At 63.5% G+C, this 19,573-nt stretch carries 22 protein-coding genes; 16 read left to right on the top strand and 6 right to left on the bottom strand.

Annotated features, from left to right (window positions below):
• The first annotated feature begins 88 nt into the window (after window positions 1-88).
• From K7W03_RS18760 to K7W03_RS18815, 12 genes are all read left to right on the top strand, one after another.
• The gene (locus K7W03_RS18760) at window positions 89-439 is read left to right on the top strand and encodes a hypothetical protein (RefSeq protein WP_222887041.1); all 351 of its coding nucleotides are present in this window, start codon (window positions 89-91) and stop codon (window positions 437-439) included.
• Window positions 436-666: a hypothetical protein gene (locus K7W03_RS18765; RefSeq protein WP_222887042.1), complete on the top strand. Its 231-nt coding sequence runs from the start codon at window positions 436-438 to the stop codon at window positions 664-666. The genes K7W03_RS18760 and K7W03_RS18765 overlap by 4 nt, the downstream gene beginning before the upstream one ends.
• 2 nt (window positions 667-668) lie before the next feature.
• A complete protein-coding gene (locus tag K7W03_RS18770; protein ID WP_222887043.1) occupies window positions 669-1,025 on the top strand; it encodes a hypothetical protein in 357 nt (118 codons plus the stop codon).
• The gene (locus tag K7W03_RS18775; RefSeq protein ID WP_222887044.1) at window positions 1,018-1,308 is read left to right on the top strand and encodes a hypothetical protein; all 291 of its coding nucleotides are present in this window, start codon (window positions 1,018-1,020) and stop codon (window positions 1,306-1,308) included. The genes K7W03_RS18770 and K7W03_RS18775 overlap by 8 nt, the downstream gene beginning before the upstream one ends.
• A complete protein-coding gene (locus tag K7W03_RS18780) occupies window positions 1,301-1,549 on the top strand; it encodes a hypothetical protein (protein WP_222887045.1) in 249 nt (82 codons plus the stop codon). Before K7W03_RS18775 ends, K7W03_RS18780 begins: the two co-directional genes overlap by 8 nt.
• The gene (locus K7W03_RS18785; RefSeq protein WP_226870303.1) at window positions 1,546-1,977 is read left to right on the top strand and encodes a hypothetical protein; all 432 of its coding nucleotides are present in this window, start codon (window positions 1,546-1,548) and stop codon (window positions 1,975-1,977) included. Before K7W03_RS18780 ends, K7W03_RS18785 begins: the two co-directional genes overlap by 4 nt.
• A complete protein-coding gene (locus tag K7W03_RS18790; RefSeq protein WP_222887046.1) occupies window positions 1,974-2,234 on the top strand; it encodes a hypothetical protein in 261 nt (86 codons plus the stop codon). Before K7W03_RS18785 ends, K7W03_RS18790 begins: the two co-directional genes overlap by 4 nt.
• A 207-nt stretch (window positions 2,235-2,441) precedes the next feature.
• On the top strand, window positions 2,442-3,569 hold the full coding sequence (locus K7W03_RS18795) for a tyrosine-type recombinase/integrase (RefSeq protein ID WP_222887047.1): 1,128 nt from the start codon (window positions 2,442-2,444) through the stop codon (window positions 3,567-3,569).
• Window positions 3,570-3,776: 207 nt separating this feature from the next.
• Window positions 3,777-5,996, top strand: a complete 2,220-nt coding sequence (locus K7W03_RS18800) for a S9 family peptidase (RefSeq protein ID WP_222887048.1) — start codon at window positions 3,777-3,779, stop codon at window positions 5,994-5,996.
• 235 nt (window positions 5,997-6,231) lie between these two features.
• Window positions 6,232-7,257: an aspartate-semialdehyde dehydrogenase gene (locus K7W03_RS18805; RefSeq protein ID WP_025550873.1), complete on the top strand. Its 1,026-nt coding sequence runs from the start codon at window positions 6,232-6,234 to the stop codon at window positions 7,255-7,257.
• Between the two features lie 10 nt (window positions 7,258-7,267).
• Window positions 7,268-7,948, top strand: a complete 681-nt coding sequence (locus K7W03_RS18810) for a DUF2238 domain-containing protein (RefSeq protein ID WP_222887049.1) — start codon at window positions 7,268-7,270, stop codon at window positions 7,946-7,948.
• Between the two features lie 7 nt (window positions 7,949-7,955).
• Entirely contained in the window at window positions 7,956-8,729 is a 774-nt protein-coding gene (locus K7W03_RS18815; protein ID WP_048577741.1) for an alpha/beta fold hydrolase, read from the top strand.
• A 41-nt stretch (window positions 8,730-8,770) separates the two neighbouring features.
• Here K7W03_RS18815 and K7W03_RS18820 read toward each other — a convergent pair whose 3' ends face one another.
• Window positions 8,771-10,225, bottom strand: a complete 1,455-nt coding sequence (locus K7W03_RS18820) for an AMP nucleosidase (RefSeq protein ID WP_025550878.1) — start codon at window positions 10,223-10,225, stop codon at window positions 8,771-8,773.
• Between the two features lie 73 nt (window positions 10,226-10,298).
• The gene (locus K7W03_RS18825) at window positions 10,299-10,781 is read right to left on the bottom strand and encodes a peroxiredoxin (protein WP_222887050.1); all 483 of its coding nucleotides are present in this window, start codon (window positions 10,779-10,781) and stop codon (window positions 10,299-10,301) included.
• Window positions 10,782-10,927: 146 nt separating this feature from the next.
• Between K7W03_RS18825 and K7W03_RS18830 the strand changes: the two genes are divergently transcribed.
• From K7W03_RS18830 to ahcY, 3 genes are all read left to right on the top strand, one after another.
• Complete coding sequence (locus K7W03_RS18830; protein WP_222887051.1) at window positions 10,928-11,488, top strand: YqgE/AlgH family protein; 561 nt, start codon at window positions 10,928-10,930, stop codon at window positions 11,486-11,488.
• Between the two features lie 163 nt (window positions 11,489-11,651).
• The gene (locus K7W03_RS18835) at window positions 11,652-12,203 is read left to right on the top strand and encodes a hypothetical protein (RefSeq protein ID WP_172451766.1); all 552 of its coding nucleotides are present in this window, start codon (window positions 11,652-11,654) and stop codon (window positions 12,201-12,203) included.
• A 121-nt stretch (window positions 12,204-12,324) separates the two neighbouring features.
• Window positions 12,325-13,734: an adenosylhomocysteinase gene (ahcY, locus tag K7W03_RS18840; RefSeq protein WP_044662340.1), complete on the top strand. Its 1,410-nt coding sequence runs from the start codon at window positions 12,325-12,327 to the stop codon at window positions 13,732-13,734.
• 337 nt (window positions 13,735-14,071) lie between these two features.
• Here the strand turns inward: ahcY and alaS are convergent, their stop codons facing one another.
• The 4 genes from alaS to K7W03_RS18860 form a co-directional block, all read right to left on the bottom strand.
• On the bottom strand, window positions 14,072-16,726 hold the full coding sequence (gene alaS / locus K7W03_RS18845) for an alanine--tRNA ligase (RefSeq protein WP_222887052.1): 2,655 nt from the start codon (window positions 16,724-16,726) through the stop codon (window positions 14,072-14,074).
• Window positions 16,727-16,901: 175 nt separating this feature from the next.
• Complete coding sequence (locus K7W03_RS18850; RefSeq protein WP_222887053.1) at window positions 16,902-17,183, bottom strand: acylphosphatase; 282 nt, start codon at window positions 17,181-17,183, stop codon at window positions 16,902-16,904.
• Window positions 17,183-17,917 (bottom strand): NYN domain-containing protein, encoded by a 735-nt coding sequence (locus K7W03_RS18855; protein ID WP_103000117.1) that lies wholly within the window; start codon window positions 17,915-17,917, stop codon window positions 17,183-17,185. Before K7W03_RS18855 ends, K7W03_RS18850 begins: the two co-directional genes overlap by 1 nt.
• Window positions 17,917-18,567: a carbonic anhydrase gene (locus K7W03_RS18860; protein ID WP_140041894.1), complete on the bottom strand. Its 651-nt coding sequence runs from the start codon at window positions 18,565-18,567 to the stop codon at window positions 17,917-17,919. The genes K7W03_RS18855 and K7W03_RS18860 overlap by 1 nt, the downstream gene beginning before the upstream one ends.
• Before the next feature lie 20 nt (window positions 18,568-18,587).
• On the opposite strand from K7W03_RS18860, the gene lipA reads away from it, so the two are divergent.
• Window positions 18,588-19,571 carry a lipoyl synthase gene (gene lipA, locus K7W03_RS18865; RefSeq protein ID WP_044662335.1) on the top strand — a complete coding sequence of 328 codons (984 nt, stop codon included), beginning with the start codon at window positions 18,588-18,590 and terminating at the stop codon, window positions 19,569-19,571.
• Window positions 19,572-19,573: the final 2 nt, after the last annotated feature.

Here is a 19,573-nt window from a genome sequence, read left to right on the forward strand (position 1 = left end):
TGGAAGCCAGCATCAGCGAATTGAAGGTGTTGCGCCATGAGGTTGCCGGCCTGCCAACCTCAACCGAGCGGGGGCGGTGATGGGCTTCGTGAACGAACAAGCCATCAAGGCGACCCGCAAGGATCATAGGTGCGTCGGGTGCGAGCGGACTATTCCGGCAGGCAGCGCGGCCATCCGCTGGTCAGGCATGACGGACGGCGATTTCAGCAGCGTGGTCTATCATACCGACTGCCGCGCCGCAGAGATCGATCTGAACAATGCCTATGACACGCGCGGAGATGAGTGGATGGGCCTGCACGAAATGGAATGGGAGGACTGGCCCTGGCTGGTCGAAAGCTACCCAGCCATTGCCGAGCGCATGGGCATCACCATGGAGAAATATCGCGAGACGGAAGCCGGACAGGCCCGTTGCCGCGCAGCATTCGCGAGGAAGCCATGACCCACCCCACCGATACCGCGAAGAGCGATGAACTGAGCAAAGAAGAGTTCTGCGCCCGCTTCAAGGCGAGGATGCTGGAACGCGCCGGAGTAGATCGGTTCGATAATGGCGAGAGCATCGCAGATTACGCCGATGATACCGCGCCTACCTATTGGGAAACTGACTGGCAGCGTGCGGAAGGCCCTGAAGCCTGTGCAGATGCCGACATGAGCTATTGGGGAGAATGACCATGAACCTTGTTCAGAAGGTCGAACTTGCCATCGAGCAGGCCAAGACGCCGACCGATAAAGCATGGGCCGCGCTGGCAGTCATGCAGGCACATAATCGCACCAACCCCGTTTCCTCCCCTCCCCAGAATGACGCGGGCGTGGAGGGGCTGACCGATGCCCAAATACTGAAGATCGCTTCCAATCCTATATGTTCACCATGTTCCCCTTGGTGGCTCAAGGATGATGTGCTGTTGAGCGATGTCCGGCAAGCGGCGGTTGTCTTTGCCCGCGCCATCATTGCCGCCCTCCGCACCCCGATGTCCGAACTACAGGCGTTGGGGCAGGAGTTTGAGGCGGGGGAGAAGGGTGATGAATAACGCCGATCTTCTCGAAGCCCTGGACTTCAATGCCGCCAACTGTGGCGATGCTCTGGCCCGGGTTTATTACGGACAGGCCGCAACCGCTATCCGGCGGCTGGAGCGTGCGTCGGCGCATTGGCAAACAATGGCCGCAATCGAAAGGGGCAGCGCTATGGAGGCGCGGATTCAGAACAAGCAGTTGCAGGTTCGCTTGATTGCCCTGGAAGCTCTCCTCCCGTCCAGCATGGATGAACCGCCGCTCCCCTCTGCTCCCTCCGGGGAGGGCTCTGATCATGGATAAATGGCACAAGCAGCAGTTGGCGCTGGCTAAGAAGATCGCGCTCAACATGGAATTGCCTCAGAAGCATTGCGGCGACATTCTGGACAGGATGCCATGCGTTCAGTGCAAGGCGACATCAATTCGCGACTGCCCCCTGTCCCGTGAGCAGGTGCGGCCAACTGTCGATCTGATCAACCGCACCGCATATCTGGGGGACGTTCTGCGCCGGGAAGCTGAGGAACGCAGAAAGGCAAAGCCATGACCGATAAAGCACCCGTGACGGTCGAGCAGGGGGACCGCTTCCTGCTGGTTAAGCGCGGCCTGTACTATCGGCCCGGCAATCGGGGGTACACCGGCATCAAGGATCGTGCTGGCCGGTACCCAGAGAGCGACGCCAGTCCGGAGGACGGTATCACCGCGATCCATGAGGACGACGCGCCGGAATATTCACAAGCCTGCTTTGCCGATCTTAAGGAGAAGCACATGCTTGGCAAGATCGCCGCGCTGGAAGAAGAGATAAAGCGGCTGAGGGAGGCGATGCGCCCGTTCGCGGAAGAGGCGGATCAGGTTGATAGTTGCGAGGCCCATCCAAACGGATGCCCCGCGCACTACAGCGCAGGATGGTGCGCTGATTTGACCATTGGCGATTTTCGTCGCGCCCGCACCGCACTTGAAGGGCGCGGATCATGAGCATGGTGGAGAAGGTGGCTAGGGCGCTGTGCAATATCGAGGTCGGCGAGGGCGGTTGCGATGCCATTATGGCAGACGGCAGCGCTCAATGGCAGGCCTATATCCCCGATGTAATCACAGTCCTAAAAGCCATGCGCAAGCCGACGCCTGCGATGGTGGATGCAGGGGCACAGTTGTGTGACGCTGCGTACTCTGGGAAAGCCGTTCACGCCGCATGGCAAGCCATGATCGACGCAGCACTGGATGGGGAGGGGTAGGGTGACAGAGACGGACAAGACCGGCTCGACAATCATCGACCGTGGACGGCCGCCCTCAGAATGGGTGATGATTTTGGCGCAGCGGGGGCTAGACATCTCGGAGCGCACCCTGCGCGAGAAGGCCCACAAGCTGGACGCATATCACAAGCTGGGGCGGGCGATGCTGATCACCCCGGCGCAAATGGACGTAATTCTCGGAGACAAACGATGCCGCTCGAACCCTATAAGAGAGGGTCGCTCTGGTGGGCAAAGGGGCGTGTCGAATATCTCGGCAAGCCGATCACAGAATACTACCGATGCAGCACTGGCGCATCTGAGGCAGCGGGCGCATGGGCGTGGTGCCGCGACGAAGAAGAGCGCCGCATAAATGAGCATCTGCTTGGCGCCAACCGGACACTGACATTCGCGGAGGCCGTCATGCTCTATCCAGCAAACCCTAAGACGGCCACCTACCTGATTCCCATCGTGGAAGAGTGGGGCAAGAAGCTGCTGTCATCCATCGCCCCGAAAGACGTGCGGGCGCTGGCGCAGAAGATCTATCCCGATGCGTCGACCGACACATGGACGCGACAGGTTATCACGCCGGTTCGCGCCGTCATCAACAGCTTTCGGGACAGCGACAAGGGCGAGGCATTCCGGGTCAAGGGCTTCTCGAAACAGGAGCGCATCAAGCAGGACAAGCGGCGCGGGAAACGCAGTCGGATCAAGCGCGAGCCGGGCAGTTGGGAATGGCTGCTGAAATTCCGCCAGCACGCCCCACAGCGCCATGCCGCCTTGGCTCTAACCATGTTCGTGACCGGAGCGAGGATCAGTCAGGCCGTCCAGATGCATCCCAAAGACCATTGCAAACTGGATGAGGGCCTTATCTGCATTCCTGGGGCCAAGGGGCATGAGGACCGCTGGTTGCCAATTCCCGCCGAACTGGTGGAGGAATTGAAGGCCCTCCCTCTGATGTGGCCGCGCGGGGCGAAGCGGACCGACGAGAACCTCCGCCTCTTCGGCTTCGCGGACCGCTCCAGTCCGCGCAAGGGATGGACCAAGGCGTGCAAGGAAGCTGAGATACCCTTCATCCCGTTCCACGCAGCCGGTCGCCACGGCTTCGGACAGGAGATGAACGTCCGCCAATCGATCGATGAGAAGGCGGCGGGAGAGTTCGGTGGCTGGGCAGACACCGCCCTCATGAAGCGCACCTATACCCATGCTGAAGAGGTCGCCGGGAAGGTCCACGAAGCCTTCTATCGTGGCCTGAGAGAGGCCGAAAAACTCACCAAGATTTCACTTTCCGCTGGCGCTATTCCGTACAAATCGCGTACAAAGCTGAAGAAGAAGGGATGAATATGTCTTTCGATTCAACGCGGTATCTGAACCGGATTTCTCCCTTCACACGGGTGGGGTCACAGGTTCAATCCCTGTCGCGCCCACCATGATCCGGGCGATCATGGCGGAGAAATATTATTTCCCAACATTGATCTTTTCATCTGCTTGGCGCTAATTCTCTGCGCCATGTGATGCGGCGGTTTCGCCGCGAGGCAAGGGATGAAAATGTCGCCATATCTGAAAAGCGGCGCGGCTGTCGGCGCGCTGTTGCTTTCCGTGATGTCCGCCCAGGCGCAGGAAAAGCTGACCCTGGAGCGGGTGTTCGCCAGTCCGGACCTCTCCGGCCCGCAACCAAGGGCATTGAAGCTGTCGCCGGACGGCAAGCTGGTGACGCTGCTGAAGCCACGGACGGACGAGAAGGAACGGCTCGACCTTTGGGCGGTGGATACGTCCACGGGCGCGGAGCGGATGCTGGTCGATTCGAAGAAGACCGGCAGCGGCGCGGCGCTTTCCGAGGCGGAGAAGATGCAGCGGGAGCGGGATCGTTCCGTCGCGGGCAGCACCGGCATCGTCAGCTATGACTGGGCGCCGGACGGCAAGTCCATCCTCGTGCCGGTCGACGGCGACCTTTATCTGGCCGCGCTGGACGGGAAGGTCACGCGTCTCACCGACACGCCCGATGGCGAGTTGAACGGCGTGGTCAGCCCCAAGGGCGGCTATGTGTCCTTCGTGCGCGGCGGCAATTTCTTCGTTCAGCCGATGGGCGGCGCGGAGAAGCAGTTGACCCAGGGCGCCAGCGACACGGTGAGCTGGGGCGTGGCGGAGTTCGTCGCGCAGGAGGAAATGGACCGGCGCACCGGCTATTGGTGGTCGCCCGACGACAGGCTGATCGCGGTTGCGCGCGTGGACGAAAGCCCGGTCGGCATCGTCACGCGCACCGCCATCGGCGGCGAGGGCACCAAGGTCTATGAGCAGCGCTATCCGGCGGCCGGAACGCCCAATGCGCTGATCGAGCTGTATGTGATGAAGCCGGAGGGCGGGGAGCCCGTCAAGGTCGATCTCGGCACGGAGAAGGATGTTTATCTCGCCCGCGTCGACTGGTCCAAGGATGGCAAAACACTTTACGTCCAGCGCGAGAGCCGGGACCAGAAGACGCTCGACCTGCTGGCCGTCGATCCGGCGACCGGCAAGGCGCGGGTGATCCTGACCGAAAAGGCGAAGAGCTGGATCAACCTCAGCAACAATTTCACGCCGCTCAAGGATGGCAGCTTCCTCTGGTGGTCGGAAAAGACCGGCCATGGACATCTCTACCATGTGCGGGGCGGCCGGTGGACGCCGCTCACCAGCGGTGAATGGGAAGTGCGCGATGTGGTGAGCGTGGATGAGGGGAAGAGCCTCGTCTATTTCACCGGCAACAGGGAAACGCCGCTGGAGCAGCAGCTTTATGCCGCGCCGCTTGCCAAGGCGGGGCCGCTGCGGCAGCTGACCTCGGCGGGCTGGTGGAACGACGCCGTGATGGACGGCGCGGCGAGCCGCATCGTGGTCGCGCGCAGCAATAGCGACCAGCCCAGGCAGGTCTATCTGGCCGACAGCGGGGGCAAGCAGTTGAACTGGCTGTCGGAGAATGCGGTCCGGGGCAGCCACCCCTATGCGCCCTATTGGGCCAGCCATGTGAAGACCAGGTTCGGCACGATCAAGGCGGCGGACGGCTCGACGCTCTACACCCGGATCATGACGCCGCCGCTGGAGGCGGGGAAGCGTTATCCGGTCTTCATGCTCCATTATGGCGGGCCCGGCGCCGGACGGCAGGTCACCAATTCATGGGGATCGCCCATCTACCAATATCTGGTGGACAGGGGCTGGATCGTCTTTGCCGTCGACAATCGGGGCACGCCCGATCGCGGCAAGGCGTTCGAGGACCAGATCTACCATGCCATGGGTACGGTCGAGGTGGAGGATCAGCTTGCGGGCGTGAACTGGCTCAAGACCCAGCCCTATGTCGATCCCAAGCGGATCGCGACCTATGGCTGGTCCTATGGCGGCTATATGTCGCTCAAGCTGCTGGAGAAGGCGCCGGGGGTGTTCTCTGCGGCGGTAGCGGGCGCGCCGGTCACGAAATGGGAACTGTACGACACCCATTATACCGAGCGCTATCTGGGCCGGCCGCAGGAGAAGCCCAGCGCCTATCCCGGTTCCGGCGCGGTGGATGAGGCGGTGAAGATCAGGGACCCGCTGCTGCTGATCCACGGCATGTCGGACGATAATGTGGTGTTCGACAATTCGACGGCGCTGGTGGCGAAGATGCAGGGCGCCGCCGTGCCGTTCGAGATGATGGTCTATCCGGGCCAGACGCACCGCGTCGGCGGGCCGGGGATAAGCGTGCATCTGTGGCGGACCATCGAGGATTTCCTGGCGCGGCATGGGACGGGGCCTCAATCTCCATAATCCTGAACCCTGTCCTTCGTTCGCTCCAAGCCTGTCGAAGGGCTTTCTCTGAGAAGAAAGTGAAAGGCTTCGACAGGCTCAGTCCGAAAGGAGGGAGGGCGTAAGGGAAGGGGGCAGGGCAAGGTCCGCCATGCAAGCCAAGCTTTGACGCAATAAACGGCTTGTCACTGGACAAACGGCGCAATGCCGCTATGGCGCCCACTCCGCAATTTTGCATGGAGTGGAGTGTTAAGTCATGGGCTACAAGGTCGTCGTCGTTGGTGCCACCGGTAATGTGGGCCGCGAGATGCTGACCATTCTCGCCGAGCGCGAGTTCCCTATTGACGAGATCGCGGCGGTCGCCTCGCCCCGGTCGCAGGGCACCGAAATCGATTTCGGTGACACTGGCAAGACGCTCAAATGCAAGAATATCGAGCATTTCGACTTCACCGGCTGGGACATCGCCCTGTTCGCCGCAGGCTCCGGCCCGACGGCGGAATATGCGCCCAAGGCGGCGGCAGCGGGCTGCGTCGTGATCGACAATTCGTCGCTCTACCGCATGGACCCGGACGTGCCGCTGATCGTGCCGGAAGTGAATCCGGATGCGATCGACGGCTACAAGAAGAAGAACATCATCGCGAACCCCAACTGCTCGACCGCGCAGATGGTCGTGGCGCTCAAGCCCTTGCACGATGCCGCGACGATCAAGCGCGTCGTCGTCGCCACCTACCAGTCGGTTTCCGGCGCGGGCAAGGCGGGCATGGACGAGCTGTTCGAGCAGTCGCGCAACATCTTCGTCGGCGATCCGGCCGAACCGAAGAAGTTCACCAAGCAGATCGCCTTCAACGTGATCCCGCATATCGACGTCTTCCTGGACGACGGCTCGACCAAGGAAGAGTGGAAGATGGTTGCGGAAACCAAGAAGATCCTCGATCCCAAGGTGAAGGTTACGGCGACCTGCGTGCGCGTGCCGGTGTTCGTCGGGCATTCCGAGGCGATCAATCTCGAGTTCGAGAATGAGATTTCGGCGGAGCAGGCCCAGAATATCCTGCGTGAAGCGCCCGGCGTGATGCTGGTCGACAAGCGCGAGGATGGTGGTTACGTCACCCCCGTCGAGTGCGTGGGCGACTATGCCACCTTCATCAGCCGCGTGCGTGAGGATTCGACCATCGACAATGGCCTGAACCTCTGGTGCGTCAGCGACAATCTGCGCAAGGGCGCGGCTCTGAACGCGGTGCAGATCGCGGAACTGCTGGGCCGCCGTCACCTGAAGAAGGGCTGAGGCCCTTCCCATGATCTCCGGCGCTGCTGTCTGGAAAGCCGTTCCAGCCGCGCAGCGCCGGATGATCGTTCTGCTGGTCGCGGCCATTGCCGCCGCGAATGTCGATCAGCCCTATCCCGAACTGGCGCCGCTTCAGCATGGGCCGACGGCGCTGCTCATCCTTGTCTCGCCTTGGCTGTTGCGCCGATGGCCGCTGTCTAACGGATCGATGGCGTGCGTCCTGCTGTTCCTGCTGCTGCATACGCTGGGCGGGCGGTACATCTATTCCTATGTACCTTATGACATCTGGGCGCGGGCGATCAGCGGCCATGATATTTCCGGCACTTTCGGCTTGGCGCGCAACGGCTATGACCGGCTGGTGCATTTCGCCTTCGGCGCCCTCCTGACCGCGCCCTTCGCGGAAGCGGCGCGGCGTCATGGCGTCATGCGGACGGGCTGGAGCCTTGTTTTCGCCTTTGTCTCCGTCGGGTTCGTGGGCGCTGTCTACGAGATTTTCGAATGGCTGCTGAGCGTGGTGGCCGCCGGCCAGACGGCGGACTGGTATAATGGCCAGCAGGGCGACATGTGGGACCCGCAAAAGGACATGGCGGCCGCGCAGATCGGGAGCGTCCTCGCACTTGTCTGGCTTCTCTCTACTCGACAAGGAGAGGGCAAGGCCATATCGCCGCACGCGCATTCATCCAAGGAGTAGCCCGCTCATGTCCGGCCCCACGTCCGACCTGCCCATCGAGAAGCTGGAGATCAAGGGTTTGGGCGGGCTTCCCCTTGCCGTGCATGTGGTGGGGGAGGGCCGCGATCTGGTTCTGATCCATGGCTATTTCTCCAATGCCTACACCAACTGGATACGTTACGGCCATGCCGCGAAGCTGGTGGAGGCGGGATTCCGCCTCATCCTGCCCGACCTTCGGGGGCATGGCGAAAGCGGCAAACCCCATGATGCCGCCGCTTATCCGCCCGACGCGCTGACCGAGGACGGGCTGGCGCTGGTCGAGCAGCTTGGCCTGACCGACTATGATCTGGGCGGCTATTCGCTGGGGGCGCGGACGACGGTGCGGATGCTGGCGCGGGGCGCGACGCCGCGCAGGGTGATCCTGGCCGGCATGGGGTTGCGCGGTCTGGTCCAGACGCTCGACAATGGCGGCTATTATCGCAATGTCCTCACCAACCTCGGCACGTTCGAGCGGGGGACGTCGGAATGGATGACGGAAGCCTTCCTGAAGACCACCAAGGGCGATCCGGTCGCGATGCTGCACATCCTCAACACCTTCGTCGATACGCCCAGGGAGGTCATCGCCGGGTTCCAGCAGCCCATAGAGGTGATTTGCGGAGCCGATGACCGGGACAATGGCGTCGCGCAGGAATTGGCGGAACTGCTGCCCCACGGCCGCTATGTCGAAGTTCCGGGGAACCACATGAATGCGGTGACGCGAAAGGAGCTGGGGCAGGCGATGGTGGATTTCCTGACGGATTGAGCCATGCGCATGCTCCTGCCCTTGCAGGAGCACGGCAAGCTTCAGCGGAACGGCGGCTCGTTGAAGGCGCGCAGTTTGCGGCTGTGGAGTTTCGGCCCCTCCTGCCGCAGCAGTTCGCAAGTCATAAGGCCTACGCGCAGGTGCCCCGCAATGGCTTCCTCATAGAAGCGATTGGCCTGTCCCGGCAATTTCAGTTCGCCATGGATCGGCTTGTCCGAAACGCAGAGCAGCGTTCCATAGGGTACGCGGAAGCGATAGCCCTGCGCGGCGATGGTGGCCGACTCCATGTCGATGCCGACGGCGCGGGACAGGCTGAACCGCAGCGCCGAACTGGAATAGCGCAGTTCCCAGTTGCGGTCGTCGGTCGTCACGACCGTGCCCGTGCGCAGGCGGCGCTTGAAATCCTCCCGATCGTCTCCGCCCAGCACGGCCTCCGCCGCCTTCGCCAGCGCCACCTGTACTTCCGCAATGGCGGGAACCGGGATTTCGGGCGGCAGCATTTCATCCAGAACATGATCGTCGCGCAGATAGGCGTGGGCCAGCACATAGTCGCCTATCCGCTGGCTGGGGCGCAGGCCGCCGCAATGGCCGATCATCAGCCAGGCTTCCGGTCGCACGACGGCCAGATGGTCGCAGATCGTCTTGGCGTTGGAGGGCCCGACGCCGATGTTGACCAGCGTGATCCCACTGCGGTCCGGAGCGATCAGGTGATAGGCGGGCATCTGATGCCTGCGCCAGGCGCTGTCCGCGATCATCTGCGCCGGGTCGGCGGTTTCCGGCGTTACATAGACCCCACCGGCCCCTGACAGCGCGGTGTAGCGACTGCCCTCCCGCTGCAATTCGGCGCAGGCCCATGCCACGAACTCGTCGACATAGCGGTGATAATTGGTGAACAGGATGTAGCGCTGCACATGCTCTGCCGGGGTGCCGGTGTAATGCTTCAGGCGGGCCAGTGAAAAATCGGTGCGAAGGCCGTCGAACAGCGCGAGCGGCCTTTCGCCCTCCGCATCCTGCATGAACAGGCCGTCCGCGATCTCGTCCCCGATTTCCGCCAGTTCGGTGGCCGGGAAGTGGCGGGCCAGCTCGGTCGGCGGGGTGCCATCGAGCGCGCTCATGTCCAGCCCGTCCAGAACATAGGGGAAGGGAATGGGCTGGTCGCTGATGCCGGTTTCCACCATCACGCCATAGTCGCGGACGAGAAGGTCGACCTGTTCGGCCAGATAGTCCCCGAACATGGCGGGGCGGGTGACGGTGGTCACATAGCGTCCGGGCTTGGACAGCCGCGCGAAGGAGCGGCCGGGGGGCGGCGCGTCCGACTCGCCATGATGGGTGATCCGCAATTCCGGATAGCAGAAACGCCGGTCCGTCCTGGCTTCCGGTGGCGGTACGCTGCCGTCGCGGGCGTAGGCGCGCATCGCCTCGCGAAGATTTTCGATGGAGTTCCGATAGATGTCGTCGAGTTCAGCGACGATCGCACTTCCGATGCTTCTTGTCATCGAGCCTTGGTAACGCACTTATATGACCGAAGGAAGATGCGCGCCCGGATAGCGGGCGCGCATCCCCCGGAAATCAGATCTGGTCGAGCAGATATTCGGCTGACGACACCTTGAAATCACCCGGCGCCTCGACATTCAGCTCCGTAAGGACGCCGTCCTTGACGATCATGGAGAAACGCTGCCCGCGCGTGCCCATGCCGAACTTGCTGCCGTCCATGGTAAGGCCGACGGCCTGCGCGAAGTCGCCATTGCCGTCGGCCAGCATCGTCACCTTGCCGTCGGCGCTGGCGGACTTGCCCCAGGCGCCCATGACGAAGGCGTCGTTGACCGCGGTGCAGGCGATTTCATCCACGCCCTTGCCCTTCAGTTCCTCCGCCTTATCGACGAAGCCGGGCAGATGGCGCGCGGAGCAGGTGGGGGTGAAGGCCCCCGGCACGGAGAAGAGCGCGACGGTGCGGCCCGCGAAGAAATCGTCCGAAGCAACCTGCTCGGGACCGTTTTCGGTCATCTTGACGAAAGTGGTGCTGGGGATGCGTTCGCCCTTCGAAATGGTCATCGTCTGCCTCCTGGCCTTGTTGGGGTTCGCGGCACGTTGGCCCTGCCGCCCTATCTGTCAAGGGGGAGCCATGGAATATGGCGCGCTGCCCCGCCCAAGCGACGGCCCGCCATTGGCAAAGGCGACAAGGGGCGTATAGTCGCGCCATGACCACAGCACGCTCCTATGCCGGACAGTTCCTGCTTGCCCTGCCGGGAATGGAAGACATGCGGTTCGATCATTCCGTCATCGCCATGTGCGTGCATGACGAGAATGGATCGCTGGGGATCGCGGTCAGCGATGAGATCGACGGGGTCAGCCTGCACGACCTGCTGGAGAGCTTCGACATCGAACCCGGCGATGTTCCGGATTCTCCCGTGCTGCGCGGCGGGCCGGTCGAACCCCGGCGCGGCTTCGTCCTGCATTCCCTGGACTGGAGCGGTCATGACATGGTCGCCGTGGGCGAAGGATGGGGCCTGTCCGGCTCGCTGGAGATACTGAAGGCGATTGCGGAAAGGAAGGGGCCGAGTCGCTATCTGGTCGCGCTTGGCTATGCCGGGTGGGGCGCGGGGCAACTGGATGAGGAAATGAACGGGGAAAGCTGGTTTCCGACCGACTGCACCCCTGAGCTTCTGTTCGACGTGCCGGCGGCGCGGAAATGGTCGGCCGCCTACGCCGCGGCTGGAGTCGATGCCTCCCATCTGGTCAGCGGCGCGGGATCGGCCTGACCAGCCTTTCGGAACGTCACCGTAAGCATGGCTGCATTGGGGGCTTGTTGCCTTGGCGTAACTGAACCCATTACGGTAAAATCCGGCTAACCTTCGCCGTTGAGAGTCCGGCAACCGGATGAGCGCACCCTGATCCGCGGGCAATTGGACGGGGGTTCAACTCATGAGGATATTGATCGCAGCGGCGCTTGCCGCGACGATGCCGCTTGCGCCGGCCACGGCGGCGACCTGCTGGAAGCAGACCGCCGTGGAAGCAGCGCAAATCCGGGATTTCGAGATGATGCTGATGGTATCTGCGCTGCGGTGCCGGGCGACGGGACATGACTTCCTTGCCAGCTACAACCGCTTCATCCGGGAAAAGCGCGAGACGCTGACGCAGGTGAATGACGAACTGCGCGAGCATTTCCGCTCGGCCGCCGGGCCGGTCGGCGCGCTGGGGGCTTATGACAATTACGTCACGGGCCTCGCCAATGTCTATGGCGCGGGCGCGGATGGGCTGGGCTGCCGCGACCTCCAGTCGATCACGGACGCCGCCAACGCCCTGCCGCCCAGCCGGTCGGCCTTGTTGGAACTGGCCGATGCGGCGGCGATCAGCCCGCATCTGTCCGGCGCGCGGTGCGACATCGTCACGGCGGTGGCGGAGAAGGTGCGGAAAACGGACGGGACCTCATCCGGCGAGCCGGTGAAGGTCGCGGTGCGCGGTCCTGCCGAATAAGACATAAAGAAAACTTTATATTGAGTTGCCTTGGATGGCGGCGATTGGTAAAGCCCAGCCCATCGTCGCCGTTCGTTCATTCGGGCGGCGGCCTCAATCTTAACGATATGGAGACAGGCTCGTGGCCACCGCACCCGCCACCCAGGCGCAGGATTATGTGATCCGCGACATCGGCCTTGCCGCTTTCGGCCGCAAGGAAATCGAAATCGCGGAAACCGAAATGCCGGGCCTGATGGCCCTGCGCGCCGAATTCGGCGCCGCCAAGCCGCTGAAGGGCGCGCGCATCACCGGATCGCTGCACATGACGATCCAGACCGCCGTGCTGATCGAGACGCTGGCGGAACTGGGCGCAGAAATCCGCTGGGCGTCGTGCAACATCTTCTCGACCCAGGACCATGCCGCCGCCGCCATCGCCGCGCGGGGCATCCCGGTGTTCGCGGTCAAGGGCGAGACGCTGGAGGAATATTGGGACTATGTCATCCGCATCTTCGACTGGGGCGATACGGTCTGCAACATGATCCTGGACGATGGCGGCGACGCCACCATGTTCGCGCTGTGGGGCGCCCGCGTCGAGGCCGGGGAAGAACTGTTCACCCCCGGCAACGAGGAAGAGGAAATCTTCGTCGCGACGCTGAAGCGCTTCCTGGCCGAGCGTCCGGGCTATCTGACCGAGACGGTCAAGGCCATCAAGGGCGTGTCGGAAGAGACCACGACCGGCGTCCACCGCCTCTATGAACTGGCGAAGAAGGGCAAGCTGCCCTTCCCGGCGATCAACGTCAACGACAGCGTCACCAAGTCGAAGTTCGACAATCTCTATGGCTGCAAGGAATCGCTGGTCGACGCCATCCGTCGCGCCACCGACGTCATGCTGGCCGGCAAGGTCGCCGTGGTCGCCGGCTTCGGTGACGTGGGCAAGGGTTCGGCCGCTTCGCTCCGCAATGGCGGTGCGCGCGTGCTGGTGACCGAGATCGATCCGATCTGCGCGTTGCAGGCGGCGATGGAGGGCTATGAAGTCGTCACCATGGAAGAGGCGGCCACCCGCGCCGACATCTTCGTCACCGCGACCGGCAATGAGGACGTCATCACCGTCGACCATATGCGCGCCATGAAGAACATGGCGATCGTGTGCAATATCGGCCATTTCGACAGCGAGATCCAGATCGCGGGCCTCAACAACATGAAGTGGACCGAGATCAAGCCGCAGGTCGACGAGGTCGAGTTCCCCGACGGCAAGAAGATCATCGTGCTGGCGAAGGGCCGGCTGGTGAACCTGGGCTGCGCCACCGGCCATCCGAGCTTTGTCATGTCATCGTCCTTCACAAACCAGGTGCTGGCGCAGATCGAGCTTTGGACCAAGTCGGATGAGTATAAGAACGACGTCTATGTGCTGCCCAAGCATCTGGACGAGAAGGTGGCGGCGCTCCACCTGGAGAAGCTGGGCGTGAAGCTGTCGAAGCTGACGCCCAAGCAGGCCGCCTATATCGGCGTGACCCAGGAAGGGCCATTCAAGCCGGATCATTACCGCTACTGAGCGGCATGGGGAGGGGAGGCATCGAGCCTCCCCTTTTTTTTGGGCTTGGGCGGTACGTGCTTTTGTGCCGGGTCAGGTTTCCGCGAGCGGGTCGTGCAGTTCCATTCCTTCTTGCAGAGCCAGGCACTCAGCCCTGTTGCTGTCGGGTCTGGACCGGATCACCCAATATCCGTCTCTTTCGGCTTGCCGTGGAGCGCTTCTCTTCGAGAAAGAAGCGGGGCTTTGACAGGCGCAAGCTGAACGGGTGGGAGAGCGACTCCGTCCTTCCGGGTGGAAGGAGGGCGCTGCTCACCCCGCGGTGCATGGCCTGCGGTCGAATATCGGGCCGGCCGCGCGGTTATGCAGGCCCGCTGGCGAGGGCTGCCCTGACCGCTTCGATCGCCGCCTGCGCCTTGCCCCCTTCCGGACCGCCGCCCTGGGCCATGTCGGGACGGCCTCCGCCGCCCTTGCCGCCCAAGGCTTCGACGCCTGCGCGGACCAGGTCCACGGCGCTGATCGTGTTCACAAGGTCGTCGGTGACGCCGACGGCAATGCTGGCGCGGCCATCGACCACCGCCAGGACGGCGGAGACGCCGCTGCCGAGCGTTGCCTTGTTCTGATCGACCAATCCGCGCAGTTCCTTGGGATCGAGCCCTTCGATCACCTGACCGATGAAGTTGACCGAGCCCACCTTCTCCGGACCGGCCGCCTGTGCGGAACCCCCGCCGCCCAGCGCCAGCGCCTTCTTCGCTTCGGCGAGTTCGCGTTCCAGCTTGCGGCTCTGTTCGACCAGCGCGGCGATGCGGGCAGGGACTTCCTCCGGCGTCGTCTTGAGCGCGGCGGCGGACTGGCGCAGCCGGTCTTCGCGGTCGGAGAGCCAGAGGCGCGCGGCTTCGCCGGTCAGCGCTTCGATGCGGCGGACGCCAGACGAAACGGCGCTTTCCGAGATGATCTTGAAGATCCCGATGTCGCCGGTTGCGCGGACATGGGTGCCGCCGCACAATTCGACCGAATAGCTGTTCGCATCGCCCTTGCCCATGGAGAGGACGCGGACCTCGTCCCCATATTTCTCACCGAACAGGGCCATGGCCCCGGCGGCGATGGCGTCGTCCGGCGTCATCAGGCGCGTCGTCACCGCTTCATTGTGGCGGATCTGTTCGTTCACATCGGCTTCGATGGCGGCGATCTGGCTGTGGGTCAGCGCCTCGGGATGGGAGAAGTCGAAGCGCAGACGATCCGGTGCGACGAGGCTGCCCTTCTGCGTGACGTGGGCGCCGAGCTGGTTGCGGAGCGCGGCATGGAGCAAATGGGTGGCGCTGTGATTGGCGCGGATGCGGTCGCGGCGGCTGACGTCGACGCGGAGGTGAACCGTGTCGCCCAGCTTGACGCTGCCCGCGCCGACCTTCGCCCGGTGCGCATGGAGGCGGCCCAGCGGCTTCGCGGTGTCCTCGACATCCGCGACCAGGCCGGACTGCGCGCTGATCGTGCCCGCATCGCCCATCTGGCCGCCGCTTTCGCCGTAGAACGGCGTCTGGTTGGTGATGATCGTGACCGTCTCGCCAGCGCTCGCGCTGTCGAAGTTCACACCGTCCTTGACGATCGCCAGCACCTCGCCCTCGCCCTCGGTCGAGCTATAGCCGATGAACTCGGTATTGCCGGCCTTTTCGGCAATGTCGAACCAGATTTCGTCCGAGGCCTTTTCGCCTGAGCCCTTCCACGCGGCGCGGGCGGCGGCCTTCTGTTCGGCCATCGCCTTGTCGAAGCCTTCGCGGTCGACGCTGAGGCCGCGCGAGCGCAGCGCGTCTTCGGTCAGGTCATAGGGGAAGCCATAGGTGTCGTAGAGCTTGAACGCGGTTTCGCCGGGGAGCGTGCCGCCTTCCGACAGGTCGCCGGTCGCTTCGTCGAGCAGCTTCAGTCCCTTTTCCAGCGTCTGGCGGAACCGGGTTTCCTCGCGCAGGAGGGTTTCCTCGATCAGCGGCTGGGCGCGGACCAGTTCCTGATAGGCGCCGCCCATTTCGGAGACGAGGCTGCCGACCAGACGGTGCATCAACGGCTCCTTGGCGCCGATGATATGGGCGTGGCGCATGGCGCGGCGCATGATGCGGCGCAGCACATAGCCGCGGCCTTCATTGGCGGGCAGCACGCCGTCCGCGATCAGGAAGCTGGTGGAGCGGAGGTGATCCGCGATGACGCGGTGGCTGGCCTTATATTCGCCATCGGTGGCGGTTTTCGTCAGCGCGCCCGATTCCTCTATCAGCGCCTTGAAGGTATCGGTGTCGTAATTGTCGTGGACGCCCTGCAGGACCGCCGCGATGCGTTCCAGACCCATGCCGGTGTCGATGCTGGGCTTGGGAAGTTCGGAGACGATCTCGTTCGCTTCCTGCTCATATTGCATGAAGACGAGGTTCCAGATCTCGACGAAACGGTCGCCATCTTCCTCCGGGCTTCCGGGAGGACCGCCCCAGATATGGTCGCCATGGTCGTAGAAGATTTCCGAGCAGGGGCCGCAGGGGCCACTGTCGCCCATGGCCCAGAAATTATCCTTGGTGGGGATGCGGATGATCCGCTCCTCCGGCAGGCCGGCGATCTTCTTCCACAGGTCGAAGGCTTCGTCGTCGGTATGATAGACCGTCGCCGTCAGCTTTTCGGGCGACAGGCCCCATTCCTTCGTCAGCAGGGTCCAGGCATGGGTGATCGCCTGTTCCTTGAAATAATCACCGAAGCTGAAATTGCCCAGCATTTCGAAGAAGGTATGGTGGCGCGCGGTATAGCCGACATTGTCGAGGTCGTTATGCTTGCCGCCGGCGCGGACCGACTTCTGGCTGCTCGTCGCCTTGGTGTAGGGGCGGGATTCAAGGCCGGTGAAGACATTCTTGAACGGCACCATGCCCGCATTGACGAACATCAGCGTCGGGTCGTTGTGCGGCACCAGAGGCGCGGACGGAACGATGGTGTGGCCATTGGCCCCGAAATAGTCGAGGAAGGAGCGGCGAATGTCGTTGGTCGATGTCATGCGGGCGATTTAGTGGGAAGCGCTCCAACGCACAAGCGGGGCTTTTCGTCGTTCATGGGAATATCGGCCGATGGGGTTGCCCGCTGAGACAGGCGGGCCGGAAAAGCGGACGGGGCCGCCCGCCTCTGCTCAAGGATGCGATTTTCCTTTCCGCCCGTTCGCCCGCCCGGCGAAGTCAGGCGGTCGGCCGCTTCTGAAATGATTCATGGCCCCCGACCGCGACATCCTCGGCCTCTATCTGCGCGACCTGCGCGGCGGGCGGGCCTTGTCGCGCCAGCAGGACGAACCGCTCCACCGCATCCCGCGGTCCTTCCACCAGCGCCTCCACGCTGCCGTCCATGCGGTTGCGTACCCAGCCCGTCAGGTTGAGACCCCGGGCCGTTTCGACGGCCCAGTTGCGGTAGAACACGCCCTGCACCCGGCCGAGGATCGTCAGGTGGCGGGCGAGGATGGTCATCAGTGCACCCGCTTGATCCAGGTCTGGCCGTCGCGGCTCTCCACCTTGAAATTATTGATCGAGCGGACAAGGTCGGACAGCCGCTTGAACCCATAGTTGCGCGTGTCGAAACTGGAGCGGTTCCCGGCGAGCTGGCCCACTTCGCTGAGGCGGGCGAAGCCCTGATCGTCGCGTTTGACGGCATTATAGGCGTCGATCAACAGCTTGACGAGATCGGGCGCGACTTCGGGCGCGTCGGGGGAGGCGGGTTCCGCCGCCGACTCCTCCAGTTCGACGGGCGCCGTTCTTGCGCTGGCGAGCGCCCCGACGTCGATGAAGCGGGTGCAGGCGCTGCGGAAGGCCTGCGGCGTCTTGTCCGTTCCGAAGCCATAGACCGGCAGGCCTTCCTGCCGGATGCGGGTGACGAGCGGCGTGAAATCGCTGTCGCTCGACATCAGGCCGAAGCCGGTGACCCGGCCCGACGCCATCAAATCCATGGCGTCGATCGTCATCTTCATGTCGGTGGCGTTCTTGCCCCGGGTGAGGTCGAACTGCTGCTGCGTTTCGATGGCCTGCGTCACGGCCTGCCGCGCCCATCCCTTGAGCGCGGGCTTGCTCCAATTGCCATAGGCGCGCCGGATATTGACGGTGCCCAGTTCCGCCAGGACCGTCAGCACCGGGTCGAAATGGTCGGCGGAGACATTGTCGGCATCGATCAGCAGGGCGATATTGCCGCTGGGGACCGGCGCGGTCATCAGGCTTCCAGTGCCGCCGGGCTGAACTGGCCGCTCGCCTCGTCCAGCAGGTGGAGCTGGCCGTCGGCAATGGCGAAGAAGGCGCCGATCAGCCTGATCTCGCCGCTCCGTTCCTTCGTGCGGACGCAGGGGAAGGTGCGCAGATTGGCCAGGCTGACCTTGACGCCTTCCTGCTCCATGGCGCGTTCGGCGTCGCGGCCGTCATCCGCGCCAAAGCGTTCGACCACCTTTTCCCGCGCTTCGTCCAGCAGTTCGATCCAATTGTGGATGAAGCCGCCCTCGCCGGGAGGCGCGTCTTTCAGCGAATGGCTGAGCGCCGCCTTGCAGCCGCCGCATTTGCCATGGCCCATGACGACGATCTCGCCCACCTTGAGCACCTGGACCGCGAATTCCAGCGCCGCGGAGACGCCGTGGCGGCCGGGATTGGTTTCGAAGGGGGGCACCAGCGCCGCGACATTGCGGACCACGAAGATCTCGCCGGGGCTGGTGTCGAATATCTGTGCGGGATCGACTCGGCTGTCGGAACAGGCGATGACCATGACGCGGGGGCTCTGCCCCTCGCTCAGTTCATCCCATCGTTCCCGCTGCTCGGTCCAACCGGTGTTGCGGAAGCGGCGATAGCCGGCGAGCATATCAGCGAAATCGGTCATGCGCCGGTCTGTGCCGAACAATGATGGGGCTGGCAAGAGCGCTCTCGCATCGCTATCTGGGGCGCATGACCGACATCGTCCCGATCCCCGCGCCCGCCACTCGTCCCGAGCGCGCCCGCAAGCCCGACTGGATTCGCGTGAAGGCGCCGACCAGCCCCGGCTATCACGAGACGCGCAAGCTGATGCGGACCAAGGGGCTGGCGACGGTGTGCGAGGAGGCGGCCTGCCCGAATATCGGGGAGTGCTGGACCAAGAAGCATGCGACGGTGATGATCCTGGGCGATGTCTGTACGCGGGCCTGCGCCTTCTGCAACGTCAAGACCGGCATGCCGCGCAAGGTCGATCCCAACGAGCCGCAGAATTTGGCCGATGCCTGCGCGGAAATGGGGCTGGAGCATATCGTCATCACCTCCGTCGACCGCGACGACCTGCCCGATGGCGGCGCGTCGCAGTTCGTGAAGGTGATCGAGGCGCTGCGCCGCACGACCCCGGACACGACCATCGAAATCCTGACGCCGGACTTCCGCAACAAGCATGAACGGGCGGTAGAGATGATCGTCGCGGCGCGGCCGGACGTCTATAACCATAATCTGGAGACGGTGCCGCGCCTCTATCCGACCATTCGCCCGGGCGCGCGCTATTACGCGTCGCTGCGGCTGCTGGAGACGGTGAAGAAGCTAGATCCGTCGATCTTCACCAAGTCGGGCATCATGCTGGGTCTGGGGGAGGAGCGGTTGGAGGTCCATCAGGTGATGGACGACATGCGCTCCGCCGACATCGATTTCCTGACCATGGGGCAATATCTCCAGCCGACGCCCAAGCACGCCAAGGTGATGGAGTTCGTCACTCCGGCGGCATTCAACGCCTATGCGGCGATTGCGCGGGCCAAGGGCTTCCTGCAGGTGGCGTCGAGCCCGCTGACCCGCTCGAGCTATCATGCGGGCAAGGATTTCGCTGAAATGCGCGCGGCCCGCGAGGCGCAACTGGCGAAGGCCGGCCAATAAGC

It is taken from the genome of Sphingobium sp. PNB (assembly GCF_019873065.1).
GTDB classification, from domain to species: domain Bacteria; phylum Pseudomonadota; class Alphaproteobacteria; order Sphingomonadales; family Sphingomonadaceae; genus Sphingobium; species Sphingobium fuliginis.